The 18,881-nt window shown below is 41.2% G+C and carries 15 protein-coding genes; 7 read left to right on the forward strand and 8 right to left on the reverse strand.

Going from position 1 to position 18,881, the window contains the following annotated elements:
• Positions 1-175: 175 nt before the first annotated feature.
• The 6 genes from ACM0OX_RS13790 (at position 176) to ACM0OX_RS13815 (ending at position 10,171) form a co-directional block, all read left to right on the forward strand.
• On the forward strand, positions 176-1,501 hold the full coding sequence (locus ACM0OX_RS13790) for a TIGR03279 family radical SAM protein (RefSeq protein WP_414515475.1): 1,326 nt from the start codon (positions 176-178) through the stop codon (positions 1,499-1,501).
• A 1,088-nt stretch (positions 1,502-2,589) separates the two neighbouring features.
• Positions 2,590-5,382 carry a family 10 glycosylhydrolase gene (locus ACM0OX_RS13795; RefSeq protein WP_414515476.1) on the forward strand — a complete coding sequence of 931 codons (2,793 nt, stop codon included), beginning with the start codon at positions 2,590-2,592 and terminating at the stop codon, positions 5,380-5,382.
• Positions 5,383-5,864: 482 nt separating this feature from the next.
• The gene (locus ACM0OX_RS13800; protein WP_414515477.1) at positions 5,865-6,713 is read left to right on the forward strand and encodes a hypothetical protein; all 849 of its coding nucleotides are present in this window, start codon (positions 5,865-5,867) and stop codon (positions 6,711-6,713) included.
• Between the two features lie 148 nt (positions 6,714-6,861).
• A complete protein-coding gene (locus ACM0OX_RS13805; protein WP_414515479.1) occupies positions 6,862-8,073 on the forward strand; it encodes an EAL domain-containing protein in 1,212 nt (403 codons plus the stop codon).
• A 172-nt stretch (positions 8,074-8,245) separates the two neighbouring features.
• Positions 8,246-9,589 (forward strand): PQQ-dependent sugar dehydrogenase, encoded by a 1,344-nt coding sequence (locus ACM0OX_RS13810; RefSeq protein WP_414515480.1) that lies wholly within the window; start codon positions 8,246-8,248, stop codon positions 9,587-9,589.
• A gap of 174 nt (positions 9,590-9,763) precedes the next feature.
• Complete coding sequence (locus ACM0OX_RS13815; protein WP_414515482.1) at positions 9,764-10,171, forward strand: phosphomannose isomerase type II C-terminal cupin domain; 408 nt, start codon at positions 9,764-9,766, stop codon at positions 10,169-10,171.
• A gap of 278 nt (positions 10,172-10,449) precedes the next feature.
• On the opposite strand, the gene ACM0OX_RS13820 is transcribed toward ACM0OX_RS13815, so the two are convergent.
• The 7 genes from ACM0OX_RS13820 to dndE all read right to left on the reverse strand — a co-directional run bounded on the left by ACM0OX_RS13820 (position 10,450) and on the right by dndE (position 16,071).
• The gene (locus ACM0OX_RS13820; RefSeq protein ID WP_414515483.1) at positions 10,450-11,208 is read right to left on the reverse strand and encodes a HEAT repeat domain-containing protein; all 759 of its coding nucleotides are present in this window, start codon (positions 11,206-11,208) and stop codon (positions 10,450-10,452) included.
• Positions 11,209-11,382: 174 nt separating this feature from the next.
• The gene (locus ACM0OX_RS13825; RefSeq protein ID WP_414515485.1) at positions 11,383-11,940 is read right to left on the reverse strand and encodes a GNAT family N-acetyltransferase; all 558 of its coding nucleotides are present in this window, start codon (positions 11,938-11,940) and stop codon (positions 11,383-11,385) included.
• Positions 11,941-11,957: 17 nt separating this feature from the next.
• Complete coding sequence (locus ACM0OX_RS13830) at positions 11,958-12,149, reverse strand: hypothetical protein (protein ID WP_414515487.1); 192 nt, start codon at positions 12,147-12,149, stop codon at positions 11,958-11,960.
• Between the two features lie 162 nt (positions 12,150-12,311).
• Entirely contained in the window at positions 12,312-12,734 is a 423-nt protein-coding gene (locus tag ACM0OX_RS13835; protein WP_094353027.1) for an ABC transporter permease, read from the reverse strand.
• Positions 12,719-14,020 (reverse strand): AmpG family muropeptide MFS transporter, encoded by a 1,302-nt coding sequence (locus tag ACM0OX_RS13840; protein WP_414515488.1) that lies wholly within the window; start codon positions 14,018-14,020, stop codon positions 12,719-12,721. Before ACM0OX_RS13840 ends, ACM0OX_RS13835 begins: the two co-directional genes overlap by 16 nt.
• A gap of 143 nt (positions 14,021-14,163) precedes the next feature.
• Complete coding sequence (locus ACM0OX_RS13845; RefSeq protein WP_414515490.1) at positions 14,164-15,621, reverse strand: DNA phosphorothioation-associated putative methyltransferase; 1,458 nt, start codon at positions 15,619-15,621, stop codon at positions 14,164-14,166.
• Between the two features lie 63 nt (positions 15,622-15,684).
• Positions 15,685-16,071 carry a DNA sulfur modification protein DndE gene (gene dndE, locus ACM0OX_RS13850; protein WP_414515492.1) on the reverse strand — a complete coding sequence of 129 codons (387 nt, stop codon included), beginning with the start codon at positions 16,069-16,071 and terminating at the stop codon, positions 15,685-15,687.
• A gap of 105 nt (positions 16,072-16,176) precedes the next feature.
• Between dndE and ACM0OX_RS13855 the strand changes: the two genes are divergently transcribed.
• A complete protein-coding gene (locus tag ACM0OX_RS13855) occupies positions 16,177-16,533 on the forward strand; it encodes a four helix bundle protein (protein WP_334778430.1) in 357 nt (118 codons plus the stop codon).
• A gap of 28 nt (positions 16,534-16,561) precedes the next feature.
• Here ACM0OX_RS13855 and dndD read toward each other — a convergent pair whose 3' ends face one another.
• A complete protein-coding gene (dndD, locus tag ACM0OX_RS13860) occupies positions 16,562-18,547 on the reverse strand; it encodes a DNA sulfur modification protein DndD (protein WP_414515493.1) in 1,986 nt (661 codons plus the stop codon).
• Positions 18,548-18,881 lie beyond the last annotated feature (334 nt).

The raw sequence follows: 18,881 nt of genomic DNA on the forward strand, positions 1-18,881 counted from the left end.
GGGGGATCTTCAACGATTTTGGTTTTATACAAAGATGTGTGTACACCGTAGCCTTGTAGGAGAGAGGCTTTGAATTTTACTCCCTAGCGCTAGTAGGAAAGAAGGTTGGGGTTAGGTCTGTATTAGACTCAACGGAGAAACGCTATAATGCCCAATGCCCAATGCCCAATGCACCATGACTACCATTCATCCTGCCCGAATTACCAAGGTTCTTCCAGACTCAATAGCCGCAGAGATTGGTTTTGAAGCTGGGGATGCGATCGTTGCAATCAATGGTACACGTCCCCGTGACTTAATTGATTATCAGTTTTTGTGTGCTGATGAAGTCTTGGAATTAGAAGTTTTAGACGCTACTGGTAAAACTCATAGCCTAGAAATCGAAAAAGATTACGATCAAGACTTGGGGCTAGAATTTGAAACTGCCCTATTTGATGGCTTAATTCAGTGCAATAACCGCTGTCCTTTTTGCTTTATCGACCAACAGCCACCAGGTAAGCGCACCAGTTTGTACTTTAAAGACGACGATTACCGCCTAAGCTTTTTGTACGGCTCTTATCTTACCCTGACCAATTTGCCAGAAAGAGAATGGCAGCGAATTGAACAAATGCGCTTGTCTCCGTTGTATGTTTCTGTTCATGCCACGGAGCCGGAAGTTAGAATTAGACTACTGAAAAATCCCCGTGCGGGACAAATCTTGCAGCAACTCAAGTGGTTTCAAGAAAGACGGCTACAAATTCATGCTCAAGTAGTTGTTTGTCCTGGTATAAATGATGGCGAACACCTGGAGCAAACCTTAAAAGACTTAGCATCCTTTCATACTGGTGAAGTGCCTACGGTGGCATCAGTGGCAGTTGTGCCAGTCGGATTGACAAGATTTCGGCCTCCAGAAGACGAACTCATACCCGTAACCAGAGAAAAAGCGAAAGAAGTGATTTCTCAAGTGCGAATACTCTCGCAACAATTTCGCCAAAAGTTTTCCTCTAACGTCGCTTGGTTAGCTGATGAGTGGTTTTTGATTGCAGGTGAGGAATTACCGAGCGAATCTGAATATGAAGAGTATCCCCAAATTGATAATGGTGTTGGTTCAATTCAGTTGTTTATCAAGCAATTTGCAGCCGCGGCAACAGAATTACTACCGCCAAAAGTTTATCCTCAGAGAAAATTAACTTGGGTAGTCGGCAACGCAGTAGAAAACGCCTTTAAACCTATCTTGAAACGGTTAAATTCTGTTGAAGGATTAAAAGTAAATATGCGTGCTTTATGTAGTGATTATTGGGGACAAAGTATCACTGTCACGGGATTACTAACAGGTCATGATTTGCTGTTGAACTTACAAGGGCAAGATTTGGGAGACGGAATTTTACTACCAAATGTAATGCTCAAACATGGTGAATTAGTATTTTTAGATGATATGAGTATTGAAGAATTAGCCTGTAAATTGGAGACAAAAATTTTACCAGTAGGAGGAGTTGAAGATTTAATCAACACCTGTATTATTTAAGCTGTTTTTGTTAGCTCTTTAGTCTATAGCGGTTCCCCGGTAGATGAAGTATATATCAAAATATCACCCCCAACCCGTATTCTTGTCAAGAAAAGGATTTAGGGGTGGATTTATCTGTCGTAAACATTTTTTGAATTGGTATAACTTCAAGCCTTCCAACTCAAACTAATTTTTTTGTATTCAAACATTTGGATGTTAAATCAAAATTGATAAACTTTAATTAAATATAAATAAAAATTTTACTTACTTTTACATCAATACGATTGATTTAAGGGTTATTGATGTAGATAATTGGTCTTTCTAGACTCGATAAATTGCGTCTCTACATCAGGAGTTTCGGTTTATCTGAACTGGATTGACTTTTACATTTTGGTGGTTGTAATTGCCACTGTTTAAATTATTATCTTCTCCCTATCTAGAAGTTTCTAGACAAACTAATGAGAAATTATTGTTTGTTAGTTTAATTCTGGCGCTCGTCAAGAATACTAATTAAACTTATTGCACAAATACAAAATTTGCCTTCATCCGCCAACCCCTTCTCACAATTTTGGGAGAAAGGAAGCCGAGCCAATTTCAAAGTCCCTCTTCCAAGCTTGGGAGAGGGATTTAGGGTGAGGGCTTTAAGATGCACTAGTATTACTTTTTTAACTTACAAAAACCCCGAAAAACAGATAATTAGAATAAGAGTGGCATTTTTTATTTTAGGTTTAAGTGAAAACTCTCTGCAATTGCCCAAAAGCCTATGGAAATTGGTAAACACAAAATTTTCTAAAAAGCTAGTCACCAATGGAATGAAATTCACAATGTAATAGCTAACAATTTCTATAGAATCGCCTGGGCAATTTGAGTATCCATCTTGGCATTTTTTACTGCTTTTGATAGGCTAGATTGATGAAAGTCATTCACTAAGTACTTCTACGAAAAGCTTATAGAAATCTACTTGATTTTTGGAAAGCCAAAGATTAGGTTTACTTAATTCAAGTGAGAATATCAGTAAACTTACTAGAATAAAGCTAGAGTCCTATATTGTGTACTAATGAATTCTGACTAATAACTAAATTAATTAATAATCAAGTGAGGAGTCACTGGTGAAGTATCAGGAAAGCCAAAAAGATATAAGTTTAAAAATTAAAAAAGCTAGAAAATTATTTATTTTAAGTTGTGAAATTGTAGTTTTAAGTTTTTTGAGTATTTTGCCAGTAACGGCGGCGACTGAAGAACCCATATTGAGCGTAGTGTATGGGCAAGAAAATGCAAATCAATGGAGAGGGATAAGCGATCGCTTACAGACAATAGGGGTGAAATATTGTGTAATTTCCCTAAATGATGTCAAGAGTGGGGCAGATTGGGGCGATCGCCGGGTATTATTTTTGCCAAATGTTGAGACATTAACACCAACTCAAGCGATCGCGCTAGAAGACTGGATGAGTAAGGGAGGGCGTTTGATTGCTAGTGGGCCTGTCGGTAGTCTGTCATCCCCAGGAGTACGGCAATTATTGCGATCGCTCTTGGGAGGTTATTGGGGATTCAGCCTTAGTGACACAGAACAGATTCAAGCTGCAAAAACCAAGATCCCAGAATGGACAAACCAAACTGGACTCTTTGGTAAAGTGCGCGGCGGCGTTGTGATTCCTAATGATATGGGCGCTGAATCTCCTGCTGTTTGGAATTCTAAAGATAATCCGGCCGCAGTCGTGACAACTGAGCGTTCTACCTTTTTGGGCTGGCGTTGGGGAACAGATACAGCCTCCGCAGCCGAGTTGGATAATGCCTGGTTAAAAACTACTATCAATCACTATTTGACCGCACTAGCGCCATCAAATCGCACCAAAAAAATACCAGGAGGTTCCCAAAGCTGCTCTACGACTGTGGCGGCTGCGCCCTCAGTGCAGGGGAGCAGAGGGGCGGAGGGGCAGGGGGGCGCTTCATCTCTCTCATCTCCTCCTAAAACTGCTACTGCTCCCATACCTAGATCGCTGCCTATGGTCAAACCCCCAAGTTCTCAGGAGGCTATTGACCAATTAGAACAAGCAGTACGTTTGGATGTTGCACCCAACTCCAATGAGCCGATTGATAACAACCAAGCGATCGCTCTCCAGCAAGAGTTAGAAAATCTGATTGGTCGAGTGGAAAGCGCTCATTTAGCGGTGTTAGCTGATGCAGCTAATGTTGGCGAAACAATATCTGAGGGTGAGGGGAAACAGTTTTCTAGGCATTTGAATACTCCCCAGTCTGTCAAAGAACAGCCAACACAATTGGCCTCAACCAAACTGGGGGCGCTAGCCATAAGTAAAGACCAAGCATTAGCACAAGCAAGGCTAATTGCCAAAAATTTACCCCAATTGATTGCTCAAAAAAACTATGCTTTGGCTCGTCAGCAATGGCTGGTGGCTAAAACGACTTTGTGGCAGCAATTTCCTGTCGATCGGAAACTAGCTCAACCAGAAATTCGCGCAGTTTGGCTAGATAGGGGAACGATTGTTCGCGCTGGTAGTAAGGCGGGACTGGCACAGATTTTCGATCGCCTCGCCCAAGCCGGGATTAATACTGTCTTTTTTGAAACTGTTAACGCTGGCTATCCAATTTATCCTAGCCAAGTCGCAAAAGAGCAAAACCCATTAATTCGTGGGTGGAACCCACTGGAAGAAGCGGTGAAATTAGCCCATGAGCGAGATATGGAATTACACGCTTGGGTTTGGACTTTTGCTGCTGGCAATCAACGCCATAATGAAATTCTCAACCTTAATCCTAATTATCCAGGGCCAGTACTGGCGGCTCATCCCGATTGGGCAAACTACGATAACCTGGGCAACATGATTCCCGTTGGTCAAAGCAAGCCATTCTTCGATCCAGCCAACCCCGAAGTGCGGCAATACTTGCTCAAGCTGTATGAGGAAATTGTCACTAAATATAAGGTGGATGGTCTACAGCTAGACTACATTCGCTACCCTTTCCAAGATCCATCAGCAGGTCGAACTTATGGCTATGGGAAAGCTGCAAGAGCGCAATTTCAGCAACTTACTGGTGTAGATCCAGTGAATATTTCTCCTAGCCAAGCAGACTTGTGGCAAAAATGGACAAAATTTCGCACCGAGCAAGTTGATAGCTTTGTCGCTCAAGTATCACAGCAGTTGCGACAAAAGCAACCAAATTTGATTTTGTCGGTTGCAGTATTTCCTTTGCCAGAACAAGAACGGATTCAGAAAATTCAACAAAATTGGGAAACTTGGGCAAGACGGGGAGATGTAGATTTAATTGTTCCCATGACTTATGCTCTCGATACTTCTCGGTTTCAACGACTGGCCCAACCTTGGATTGCCTCTAAACAATTAGGAGCTACCTTGTTGGTGCCGGGAATTCGCTTACTTTCTTTGCCAACAATTGGGGCATTCGATCAACTCCAGTTGGTAAGGGACTTGCCAGTTAGTGGTTATGCACTATTTGCCGCAGAAAATTTTAGCAACGATCTCCAAAAAATCTTTAGTAGCACCCAAGGTAGGATTCAATCCACAACAAGTGAACCGATTCCTCACCGCCAGCCTTTTCAAACTGCCGCCATCCGTTACACCGCGCTACAACGGGAATGGAAATTTGTTTTCCAAAATGACCAACGACAAAGGTCATCTCAGAAACTTTCAGATTTTAACAACCAGGCAGAAGTTTTACGCAGTGCTTTAAATCAGCTTGCCGCTTCACCTTCTGCTAATAAGTTAGTCGTTGCGAGAGCCTCTCTAACTCGGTTCCAGTCTCAATTCCGGGTATTGATGAGCCAAGAAATTAAGTCGAATTCCTATCAAGTCAAAGTTTGGGAAAATCGACTCGTAACTATAGAAAGGCTATTACGTTATGGCGAACGGCGGGTGCAGTTGCGTCCTTTGTGAAGAGTCAGAGGCGGGGAGCAGGGGGGACAAGGGGACAAAAGAAAACTCCTAACTCAACACGGGCTAAACGCCCCGCTTCCGCTAACAGCACTCGGAACTGTTTTGCCCAGTGCTCAATACCCAACTAGCTGGATATAAGCTAGTTTGTAATTCTTAACACACTTTTTGTAGTGTTTGTATCCCAAATATTACTACTTGTTTAGCGTCAAAATATTGGAAAATACTTAGATAAGCAGCTTTAGATAACTATTATTTGATGATAGCTATCGTGAAAATCTATGCAAGCTTTACCTCAGCTCATCAGGCTACAAAGCTTAGAGTTAAGAATTGACTGTTTGCTCCTGATGGTTGTGTTAAAAACATCACTATTAGAGTAGATGCTATTTCTACAACGGGCTACGCTTACGCACTGATGTAGCACGGCGTAAAAGTATCTTGTCTTTTCATCTTCGCAGGTAGTAGGGTACTTCACCAAGCATGATATGGTACTGTTTGTAGCTTCTGAAACTAGCTTTAAAACAGCCAATACTTTTGAAGTTATGCATACCTTAGTCATGACATTGAACATGTCAGAATTTTCGGAAGTAGCCTCAGTGCTATCACGGTTGTGCCAGCAGCAGTTGGAACTACTTCTAGTTGTAAGTAAGCAAAGTAATATTGTCGGTAATATTACTCCTGAAAGTATCTGTATCTGTCAAGCACTGGCACAAAAAACAGAGACAACTAGAGGTAATGCTAGTATTGTTTCCTTTGAGGTAGAACATCAGATTTTCATTGAGAGACAATTACTCAAGTCCCAATGGTTACTAGCACGCGCTATAGTACGTAAAGCTACGACAGGCAAATACACTCACTTCATTGAAGTTTATGAGGAAGATTTGGACTTGTACCATAAGTCTAATAGGATAATGCAGACCAATACGCCCAAATATCACATAATCATGACTGAAATGTTGAATGATGTGTTGATTATCGGCCAATTAGAAGTAGGAAAATTAGAGTGTAGAGCAACATCCTTCAATTTAGTTGAACATAGCCAACAATCGCCAGAACAAATACAGATGAATCTGGGCTATCGGCGCTTGATTTTTTTCACCAGTCAATATAAATTTGTAACCTGCTGCATTGATGAAAAACTGCTGGCACACATTTTGACTAACTTGTTTTCAAATGCGATTAAATATTTCTCCTCTGATGGCATTTTTAAGTTTAATCTTCTTATGAGGGATAGACAAACTGCATTTGAAGTTAAAAATTTGCAGAATTGGGATTTTCCAAGCATGTATAATGTATCTTCTTTAATCATTTTATCACACTATAAATGGTGTTAATATACTAGTTAGTGTATTAGAAATGGCATTTTTAAAAAGTGTGTAAATATCTAAAAAGGTAAAATGTTTATTATAAATACAATGACATTTGTAATAAATATTTCTGGATGTTGCCATTAAATAAAAAAATATACGTATGAGGTAATTTATGCCCAAAATCTTAATAATAGAAGATGAAGAAGCAGTACGTGAAAACATTTTAGATTTGTTAGAAGCTGAGGACTTTGAAACTATTGCTGCGGCTAATGGCAGAATCGGGGTACATTTGGCTATCTCCGAAGCTCCTGATTTAATTCTTTGTGATATGATGATGCCAGAAATTGACGGTTATGGCGTGCTAACAGCATTACGTCAAGATCCATCAACAGCAACAATTCCCTTCATATTTCTCACTGCCAAATCTGCCAAATCTGACTTCCGTCAAGGTATGGATATGGGTGCAGATGACTATATAACTAAGCCATTCACTCGAGCTGAGTTATTAAGCGCCATCATGAACAGGTTGGAAAAATACGCTACTTTAAAAAAGTATTTATCTCCTCAGAGTGTCATTAATAACTTGTCTCCAAAAATGCAGTTGTTAGAAATTAGCTTACACCGAGCTATAAAACAACATAATTTTCAAGAATTTGAAATTTATTATCAACCAATAGTCGATATTGCCTCTGGAAAAATAGTAGGTGCTGAAAGTTTATTGCGCTGGCAAAGTCCAGAATTAGGAATGATTTATCCAACAGAATTTATTCCGTTAGCAGAGTCTACAGGTTTAATTATTCCGATTGGAAAATGGGTATTAAAAAGGGTATGTAAACAAATTAAAAGCTGGCGTAATGCTGGAATTAATTCACTGATGGTTGCTGTAAATTTGTCAGTAATTGAATTTAATCAGCCAGATTTCATTCATAATGTAGTTAATTTTATATCTGTGAATAATCTAGAACCACATGACCTAGAAATAGAACTCACTGAAAGTATGATTATGCAAGATGTAAATAGTGCGATCGCTACTATGAGCAAATTGCAATCTTTGGGTGTAAAAATTGCGATCGATGATTTTGGTACGGGTTACTCTTCTTTGATTTATCTGAAAAACTTACCAATTAATACATTAAAAATAGACCGTTATTTTATCCATAATGTTGCTAACGATTCGCAAAAGTCAGCCATCGCTAAGGCATTAATTCAGATGGCTCATAATCTTAATCTAGATGTAGTAGCTGAAGGTGTAGAGACAGAAGCAGAACTAGGTTTTTTACGCCAACACAAATGTAACTCTATGCAAGGTTTTTTATTTAGTCGTCCCTTACCAGCAGCAGAATTTGAAAATTTTTTGTTCACTAACAAATGCTTGTATGTGTAAATATTGGTCATTGGGCATTGGGCATTGGGCATTGGGAATAGAATCTAGTTACTAGTGCTTTATTTTGGAATTATTAATAGGTTGACTAACTAAGAAAAATCAAACTTTTGACTGGCGACAATTATTAAGCCTAAAGTCTAGAGTAGGAACATTGTGTATAGTGTCTACCACCATGAAAGTTCCTGCGCGTTTTTTGCTGCCAGTTTTTTTAATGACTTTGGCAGCAGCCTGTAACCAGACTCGCGCTAACTCAGATAATCCTACACCTCAAAAATCTGTACCTTCTACCCAGCTGACACAGAATCCTACACAGGCAAAAAATATTGTCCGTACTGAAGCACTTTCACCTACACCCATCCGCATCAATCTGAAGAATTTACCAGCACCCTTCGCAACAGACAGCGCCTCCAAGCGGCCTGAAGTTGTGCCCATTCCCCAAAATCCGGTGCTGCGCGTACCACCAGGCTTTACAGTAAACGTCTTTGCCGAAGGTTTAGATGCCCCACGCTGGCTAGCTTTAACTCCCAGTGGTGATGTATTAGTGACTGAAACCGGGCAAAATCGCATTCGTCTGTTGCGTGACAGCAATGCTGATGGTGTAGCTGACGTTCGAGAAACATTTGCTAGTAGTGACAACGGACTCAATAGACCCTTTGGAATGGCTTTTGCAGGTAATTCCTTTTTTCTGGGAAATACAGATGCTGTGGTGCGTTTTCCCTATACTCAAGATCAAAACAAGATTACAGGTAAGGGAGAAAAAATTGCCGATTTGCCAGCTCAAGGTTATAACAACCATTGGACGCGTAATGTCGTTGTCTCGCCCGATCGCAATAAATTATATATTTCAGTTGGATCGGGAACCAATGTAGATGAGGAACCCCTACCACGGGCTTCGATACAGGTGATGAATTTAGATGGTTCCCAGCAGCAAACTTTCGCTTCCGGCTTGCGTAACCCTGTTGGTTTAGACTTTCATCCTATAACTAAGGAACTTTATACCACTGTCAACGAACGGGATGGAATTGGCGATGATTTGGTTCCAGACTATCTAACACGCGTTAAACAGGGGGCATTTTACGGCTGGCCCTATGCTTATCTAACACCAAACAACCTCGATCCACGCCAAAAGACGGATGATAAAAGTAAACGTCCTGATTTAGTAGCCCGTACTCAAACACCAGACGTACTGTTCCAGGCACACTCCGCAGCATTGGGTTTGCAGTTTTATGATGGTAAAACATTTCCGAAAAAATACCAGAACGGTGCTTTTGCCGCTTTTCGTGGTTCTTGGAATCGCGATCGCGGCACTGGTTATAAAATTGTATTTGTTCCCTTCGATGCTAAAGGGCGATCGCTTGGCTACTACGAAGATTTTCTCACAGGATTTTTGTTAAATCCTTCTGTACCCAGCACTTGGGGACGGCCTGTAGGTTTACTCGTGTTGCCAGATGGCAGTTTACTACTAACAGAAGAAGCTAATAATCGGATTTATCGGATTCAGTATACGGGTGGTTAACCAATTCACGCATTCAAACATTTAGAAATTTACGGATAGGATCTGTTGCCTAAAGTAAAGTTAGAGCAGTTGTCATCAATAAAGACGTTGTGACTGCATCTCCCTACACAGGTTTATCTCGTTTACGGTAAATTACTGATAAATACTAATACTTATCTGGTTGAGAAATAAATTATGACTCCCAATGAAAATAATACTCAGTCAAGTATCAACGAATTGTCTCCACATTCAGGTACACGATATTGGGGTGAGGTAGAGGTAATCGAAGAGGGAGAAACCTATAGAATTAGTCGTGTGGAAATCAAGCCCAGGCATGGAATTAAACCACAAATTCATTATCATCGCAATGAACATTGGGTTGTAGTTTCCGGTGTGGCAAAGGTGACTTGTGGCGATGCGGAAATATTACTGAATCGAAACGAATCAACTTATGTCCCCGCAGCAACACTACATAAAGTAGAAAATCCTGGACATATTCCGCTAATTATTCTGGAAATTCAAAATGGTGAATATTTAGGTGAGGATGATACTGAACGCCCTTATGACTTAAATTTGGTCAAACCTGTAGCTGAAGCACAGTAAGGGCAGGAGGCAGGGGAGCAGGGGAGCAGGGGAGCAGGGGAGCAGGGGACAAAAGAAAACTCCTAACTCTAGCCCTTTCAAGGTGGTGAAATTTGGAACGAAGATTGGTTATTTCAACTTTCAGAAAGCCCAAAATCTGAGCGGAGAATTCAAGATGTAGCGCTGAAACAACATATGTTCATTTGTCACCTTGAAAAGGCTACTCCTAACTCCTAACTCTTAACTCTTAACTCCTAACTCCTAACTCCTAACTCAGCACTCAGAACTGTTTTGCCCAATCAAAACCACCCTTCTTGTTCCAAGGTTTCAATTAGCTGTAAGCCACGGGGATCGCCCACTCCTAACAGTGAGGCTTTGGCGTCTTCCCGGACTCCCAAATCTTGGTCTTCGGCAAAGGCTTGAATTAGGGCATCGATCGCTGTGGCATAAACTACATTAGAAGGCAATTCGCGGCACAGTTGACCAATTGCCCAAGCACTGTTACTTCGCACCGCTGCTACGGGATCTTGGACTAAGGCTTCAATTAATGGTGGTGTTGCTCCTATAACTGCTTCATAACCTACTTCTGCCATCTGTGCTAAGGCACTAGCAGCCCACAAACGCACTGCGGAAATGTCGGTTTTGAGGGCGTTTGCTAAAGGTGCTAAAGAACGGCGATCGCGACAGTTTCCTAAAGCCCAAACTACACCTTTACGCACATAGCCATTCCAATCACTGTTTAGTTGAGCAATTAACGGACTCACTGCTTCTAAACTGGGATTGCGTCCGATGCCATAAGCTGCACTTACCCGCACTAAGGGACAGGTATCAGTTAACAGGCGAATCAGATGGGGGGTAGCACGGGCATCTTCTATATCACAAAAAGCGCGTGCCGCTAACATTCTTTGCTGGGCCTGAGGATTTTCCAGCAAGGCTAGCATCACTTCTGGATCGGGCTTGGCCACAACTGATTCGGCAGTTAGCGGCTCTATTTTATCTAAGGGGCTTTCTAGCTCCTCCTCAATATCGAGTAGGCTTAGATCGTCTTCGTCATACATAATTTGATTTCAATCCCGAAAAGGGATTAACACATAATCCCCCGCGCCAATAAGTTAAAGCTTTATATATATTAGTTGGGTTCTTATACATTTTCCTTTCTTCCTCGTTGAGTTTTATCCAAACGAGAACCTCCATAACTCAGATGCAACAGTAGATTATCGCTATTCTTGAGTTTATTTTTCTGCACTCAGGAATTTTACCATCCATAGGGATTGGGTTTGATAACCTAACTGATTATAAAGATTCAATGCAGGTTTGTTTGATTGAAAAACTTGCAGGCCAATTTGGCGATCGCCTCTTTGAATAGCCCAATTTTCCACATATTGCATCAAGGCTGTACCAATACCCCGTCGCCGATGTTCTGGTACAACGTAGAGGATAAAGATGTGAGCATGACGGTTCCCATGTACTTGATCTATTGCATTACCCACCCAGAGGCAGGCGATAGGAGGATGGGGGGCAGAGGGGCAGAGAGGCAGAGGGGCAGAGGAGAGAGATTCTTTATTGCTCCCCTGCTCCCCTGCTCCCCTGCTCCCCTGCTCCCCCTCCTCCCCTACCCACCATAAGGGCGTATCGCTAGAAAAGTATTGCTTAACTGTTTGCTCTAGGTGGGAAAAATCCTCATTTGGAAAAATATCCTGGTAAGTTCGCTGCATGAATTTAAGCAACAGCGATCGCTCCAAAAGGGAGCCACGGCGAATAATATATCCAGGTAATAGTTGCTCAGACACTGCTGATATTTATTGACTTAGCTAGCTAAGTTATGTGCTGCTGGGGGTAAATCAATTGAAGTAGGTTGAGAAGTTACCTCTACCTGTTCAATTGGTGCGGGTGCTGCCATATCGGACGGTAAAAAGATCCGGGCGCTGACTGCCACTAGGGCAAAAACAAATACCAGTACTACAAGCAGTGGAGCGATGTATTGACGAAAAATAGCCATATTTTAATTGCAAGAAGCTAGGAACTTTTATGAGAACCTAGCTAAAGATTTGTGAAGTATTCTTGATTTATTTTAGCAATTTTCTGTGCATGGGAATTGGGGATTGGGGATTAATTATTCTTCTCTGCTCCCCTGCTCCCCTGCTTCCCACTCCCCACACCCCTACTCCCGCTGGCGATCGCTCTCCAAGTCATCAAGTACTCTTTCGCAATACCAGTTCTCCGGCATCCCAGGATAAGTTTCCTTTGCCTGTTCAATTAACCGTTCGGCTGCGGCAGTGTCACCAGATAATTTAGCGATTAGCCTGTTTTTGAGATAGCTATCAGATGAACCCTCTTCTACCTGGGTTGGTATCCCTTGATTTATGGTTGATGGAGTTGATGGTCGGGATTGTTCTCTTCGCAATTGCCAAAATAAAACGTAATAAAGTGTACCAAAAATTAAAATTAGGCTGAGTGTTCCAAAAAAAGTTAGGAGGTTAAATGCTAGAAATCCCAGAACTAACTGCGAGAGAACATAGCCAAGTAATAAACCAGTCAGTAAGAGAATAAATGTGCCGACAGCAATAACTACTTGATTCCCCATATATCCTCTTCTTCGTCGTCAAGTCCTGGTCTGGATAATACTACCACTGGCTTTGGATTCCAAGGGGCAAAGAATGGCAATAATAATAATCCCGGCAAAGCAGCTATTGCTGTAATTAGAAAGAATGTAGACCAGCCTGTAGTTTGTGCCCATGTACCTGCTGGAGCCGTGAGAATATCTCTACTAAAAGCCTGCAAACTCGAAAGTAAGGCGTACTGTGTAGCTGAAAAGCTTTGGTTACAAAGACTCATCAAAAATGCTACAAAAGCAGCAGTTTCTAAACCAGCACAGAATTGTTCTATATTAACGGCAGCTAACATTAGATAGAAGTTTTTACCGACTACTGCCAACGCAAAGAAAGCCAAGTTGCCGACAGCTTGCAAGATGGCGAATATCCACAGCGATCGATTAACACCAATTTTGGTCATTATTGCTCCTGCTGCCAAGGTGCCAATAATGGTGGCGAAAATTCCCAGCGCACCAGGAAATGCGATGTCGGTTTGAGTGAAATGTAAACCTTTATCTAACAAAAATGGGGTAGATACATTCTTTAGCAAAGAATCCCCCAATTTGTAGATCGCAATGAATACCAAGACTAAAAGTCCTTGTAGCCACCCATGACGCTGGAAAAATTCAATGAAGGGTAATTTGACGGCGGCGGATAAAGTCTGAGGCGGGCGATCGCGCAGGACTGGTTCTGGTGCAAAAATAGAACTTACCAGTCCCACGAGCATCAACAGCGACATCAATAAGTAAACAGCTTGCCAAGGCATCCTATCTGCCAAAAATAGGGTTACATAACCGGTTACTAGAATGGCAATGCGATAACCCAATAAGTAAATAGATGCTCCAGCACCTCTTTCTTCTACTTCCACGACATCAGTGCGGTAAGCATCAACTAAAATGTCTTGGCTGGCGCTAAAAAAGGCAACGGCTACAGCAGCAATTATTAAAGGTTGTAGCCCTTGGGATGGGTGTTGTAGAGCCATTACAGCTATACTTAACAGTAATGCTACTTGTGTAATTACCAGCCAACCTCTACGTCGCCCCAAAAAAGGCGGTACAAATCTATCTAGTAAAGGCGACCAGAGAAATTTTAAAGAATAGGGCAGCTTTACTAAACTAAAAGCGGCGATCGCTGCCAAGCTAATCCCTTCTTTGGTCAACCAGGCTTGTAATGTCTGACTGGTTAAATATAACGGCAACCCTGATGAGAAGCCAAGAAATAACAAAGCTCCCATCTTCTGGCTGCCAAAAATTCGTAGCAGCGATTTATTTACTTGCACAATCTTGAAGATTCCTTGTTATTTAGTTGAATTGCAGTTATCTTGCCATAACTGCTGTCTAATTTCGTGTAAGCACACAAACCTGCTAAGATTTTCTTTATTTAAGATACATATCAGCAATGCTCTAACATTGTGATTATTCCTTAATTTTCCTTAATCGAATAAACCTGATGCCCTCTGATTTCGACTCTGTGGGCAGCAAGGCATTTTTTCCAACCTTCACGAGTGCCGATGTCGCTTTTGTCCTTGAGCAATCCTAATTCCTGTTCTTGTTGGGTGAGTTTAGCAAATTCTTCGTAGCGTGGGTAGTTGCTGGTAACAAATGTTTCCTTACGGTGCAAAATCGGCGGATTTGCCCTAGTTTCATAATCTCGGTGAGTGACGAATAGGGTTTTTAAATCAATACCGATGCTGGCTTTTAACGCTGGATGGGGATCGGTATCGAATTCGGGGTAAGACAGATAGGATATTTGCGGCTTATCGGTGTGATATTTGATTAATGTAGCTTCATCGACACGCCCAATGGTACGACTAGCGCAACCTTCACAAATTCGTAGTACGGGGTCAAGGGCTGCAAGTGCCGAAACATGGACGTAAAGCGCACCGCGTGTATGTTTACCAATTTTACTTTTTTCGCACGCAGTTTGAATCACCCCAGATTTACCTAAGCTGAAAAGCTTTTGGTCAGCTACTTGACAAGCTTCCTCATAGCTACTAAAAAAGGCTTTGATATCGTGACGCATTTCTGGCGCTAACTTTTGCCATGCAGGACGTTTATCAAAGTGAGTCAGGGCAAGATAAACTTGGATATCTAGAGAACGACGATAAGCGATCGCATCCCATTCAGCCTCATCAGTAGCTTGCAAAACTACACCAAAGGCGCGGCGGAAGTTACCAAATTCGCTCAGTAATTCCTGTTCATTTTCCAATTCGCCTTTCACAGGTAGTCTACCGCGCTTGGTAAAGAAAGCCATGAGTGGTTGCAGCTGTTCTTGATAGTCTTCAAACCGCTTAACGGGAATGCGGACTCGCGGTGTAGAAGTCGCAGAAAAGAAGCGGATAGCTTTGTAACTTTCTTTTTCAGCTTCATCTCGAAAAACAAAATAAACGCCTAGTGCGATCGGTACTGCATCAACATTTAGGACTTCATCAATATAAGTTTTGAGTTCTTGTTGTTCGTAATATTTCTGAAAAGTATTGCGGCGCGTCACAATGCCATCATTGTAAGCAAGTTGGGTTTTGCTGGGAGCGTTAATCAGGATTTGAGCCGCGACAATTAAAACTTTTCCGGTGAGTTCCCAAGCTTTGATCAGGCTTTGACGGCGTTCCTCTGAGTCTTCAATAACGTTGAGGACATAACCCAGGTTAACTACATCGGCGGGAGTGTGTGGGACATCAGGGTAGTAGTAAGGATCCCAGCCTGCGCTGGTGTAACCTAAGTTTTTTACTCGCTGGACATCACCACCGTAGCCGCAACCGTAGTCAAAAAAAGTGGTGTCTTGATTGAGGATTGACCCTTCTATAGCCAATCGTACAGGGCGAGAGATGTCGGGGCGAGCGATCGCAGCTCTATGACGCTCAATTTCTAGCGCTTCAGGCATAATACTAATTCGTAATTCGTAATTCGTAATTCGTAATTAAGACAGTTAGCAGCTAATATTCTTTCAAGGTTTAACAGCCAGTTCAATTAAATCTTCAATTTTCTTGATATTTGGATCGCCTGCTAAGTAGCCAATACCGCGATGTAAATGTAAGCGGAATTGGGTGGCGAGGGTTTCTTTATCGGTGGGATAGCCATCGTTGTGACAGCGTTGCTTGAGGGCGAGAAGGAGCATATCGGACATTTCGCCGCCAAAGACGCGCCAAGTCATTTCGACGTTGCTATCTTGGGGAATTGGGACAGGGGAGGGTGTGGTTGATTCTGCGAGGGAACGACAAAATGCCCAACGGCATAAGATATTCCATTGGTCGATTTTGGTGCTGCGCTTAAGTTTGGTAAGTTGGTCTTTGGCTGTTTGGGAGAGTTTTATTCTTTCGATTGGGGATTCCATAATAATTCGTAATTCGTAATTCGTAATTCGTAATTGATTTAAACTGAGACTGTAATTTTTATTTTAGATGGGGGAAACATAGATATTAAGATTTAAAAGACAAATATGGTAACTAATAGTAGCATTACTGACCGGACAAGAAGTTTTGCGGTAAGAATTGTTAAAGCTTGTTGCTTTTTAGATGAAAAACCTGGAGTTTATCGAATTCTCTCTAAACAATTACTTCGTTCCGGTACTTCGATTGGTGCAAATGTTCGAGAAGCACAGTCTGCCCAATCTAATAGAGATTTTATCAATAAATTAGAAATTGCTTTGAAAGAAGCAAGAGAAACACAATATTGGTTGGAAATATTAATTGAATCCGAATTAGTGGATAGACAAAAATTTCAACTACTTCTCCAAGAGGCAAATGAAATTGGCAAAATTCTAGTTGCCTCCACCAAACGACTCAAAGGTAAATAATTACGAATTACGAATTACGAATTACGAATTACCAAAAGTAGCCTTGTTGTATAGTTGTTTGGCGGGTGGAGGAGTCGTATTTGAGAAGGTATTCGCGTGCGATCGCTTCATTTTCTCGCAGTGTTGCTACTTCTTTCTTGCCAATCTCAGTATCCGTAGATAACAAAATCACTTGATGGCTGGCGGATGGAAAGTAACGTTCAACTAAGTTACTGCGGTGAGAGGAGTCTAGTCTACCTAGTGGCGTATCGATTGCTACTGGTAGGCGATGTCCAGAGACTTTCGCTAAACCCCAGAGGAATGCGATCGCAAGTAGTTGTTTTTCGCCTGCTGATAAACGATGTTTAGGAACAGGTTTACCATTTAAATCATAAAGCAAAACGCTAAAAGTCTTAGTATCAATAGTGATGCGATGCACTAAATCTGATTTATGGAGAAGATAAAGAAAGCAGTTTTTAACTTCCTCCTCTAATTTATTGAGTTTTCGCAGAGTTAATTTTTCACGAAAAATCTTAATTGTGTTTTGAACTTTCGCTGCTGAGGTAATAATATGTTCGCTATTTTTATGCTTAATATTTTCTACAGTATAATCACTTAATTCTCTTTTTGACTTAGTAATAATAGTTTCTAATTCAGCTAAACGACGGCGGATTGTTTCGTAATTTGCTTTAGCTTCAACAACTTGATTTTGTGCCGCTTCTAGTGCTTGACGCAGCTTTGTATAATCTTCTGGTGCTGCTGCTGTTTGCACTTGCCTTTCTAGAGTATGAATTTCTTCTTCTTTATTTTTGAGAATAGCTAATTTCTCTTTTGCAGAAAGTTTAGAATTTTGTAAGTGATATATCAGATTATCTAGCTGACTTAAAGTTTCATCATCAGCTAATAGCCAAGGTGCTTCTGTCTGGAAAGTCTTTGCGTATAGACTATCTACATCTTGGATTAAAAAGGATTGGATTTTTTCAACTTGTATCGGAGAAATTTCTACTTGATTGAGCCAAGCAAGTAAACGCTGATCTCGTTCAATTAACAAATCTTTAGAAATTTGCACCTGTTGATGGCGAAATTCCTTTTCTCCCTGTGCTTGCGCCTGAGTAAGCAAATTGGGAATTAATGCCAGAGGTAAAACATCAGCTGCTAATTCACACATCGACTGACGTACTTGTTCGATTTCCGCAGTTTTTGTATGCTGTTGTAGTTCTAGTTGATTGCGTTCGGCTGCAATCTTCCCACCTTCAGAAATAAATTTATCAAAGGCTTCTTGCTGCTTTTGTTCTAATTCTTCTACCTGATTTTTGAGAATTTCTACTTTCTCTTCTGTGGTTTGATAATCTTCTTGCTGTTGGGTTAACCTAGTTTCAATTTCCTCTAGATTTGCTAAATCCTTACTATTACCAACTTCTTTAAGTTTACGGTTAACTAAAATATCTAAATCAACTGCTAAACGATCTGCTAACTCTAAACCTAAAAGTCCACGAATTGCGTCTACTACAACTGGTGGTGGTGTTTCTTGTTCTGCGAGTTCTTTAACTTGTTCACCATCAAAGAGAAATAAGTTAGAAATACCTAATGGCAAAAGATTTTCAATATATTCATCCCAGATATTAACTAAAGCATCAGGCCATGTATCACTGTCGCCTAAAATACCTAATGTATCTTTACCGTCTTTAGGATTTTTTGTCCAACTACGGACAACACGGTATTTTATTGGTTTATCGTTTTCAATATGTTCAAAAAGCAACTCAATCCGGGTGTCTGCAACCGGATCAATTTTGTTGTTAACACATTGATTGAGGAAATCGTTATAACTTAAATTACCACGGGTAGAACATTGGGCACGAGCGCCATAAAGAGCGAGACGAATGGCATCCATCAGCGTGGTTTTTCCGCCGCCATTCATGCCACCTAATAGGATAATTGGACGCGAGTTTTCCTCATCAGTTTTTGGGTTAAGATTGATTACCTGTTTCCCACTGTAAGGGCCAAAGTTTTGTAATACGAGTTCAAGAAATATCATTTATCTGATTGTGGGTTTATGTAAGATCATGGGCGAATGGAATTCGCGGTTACGCAAGCAAAGTTTATCAAATACCGGGCGAATGGGATTCGCGGTTACGCAGGTAAAGTTTATCAAATACCGGGCGAATGGGATTCGCGGTTACGCAGGTAAAGTTTATCAAATACCGGGCGAATGGAATTCGCGGCTACACAGGCAAAGTCCACCTTCGTGGACTAAATCCGTATATAATTTTTGGTTTATTTGGGAGTTAGTTCCCAGGTGGGAATGATTGATTTTTGGCTATGGTGGGTAGCTTGGTTTCTGATGTAATTGGCTATATTATCAATGGCAT

The organism is Nostoc sp. PCC 9305 (assembly GCF_963920915.1).
In the GTDB taxonomy this organism is placed as follows: Bacteria; Cyanobacteriota; Cyanobacteriia; order Cyanobacteriales; family Nostocaceae; genus Nostoc.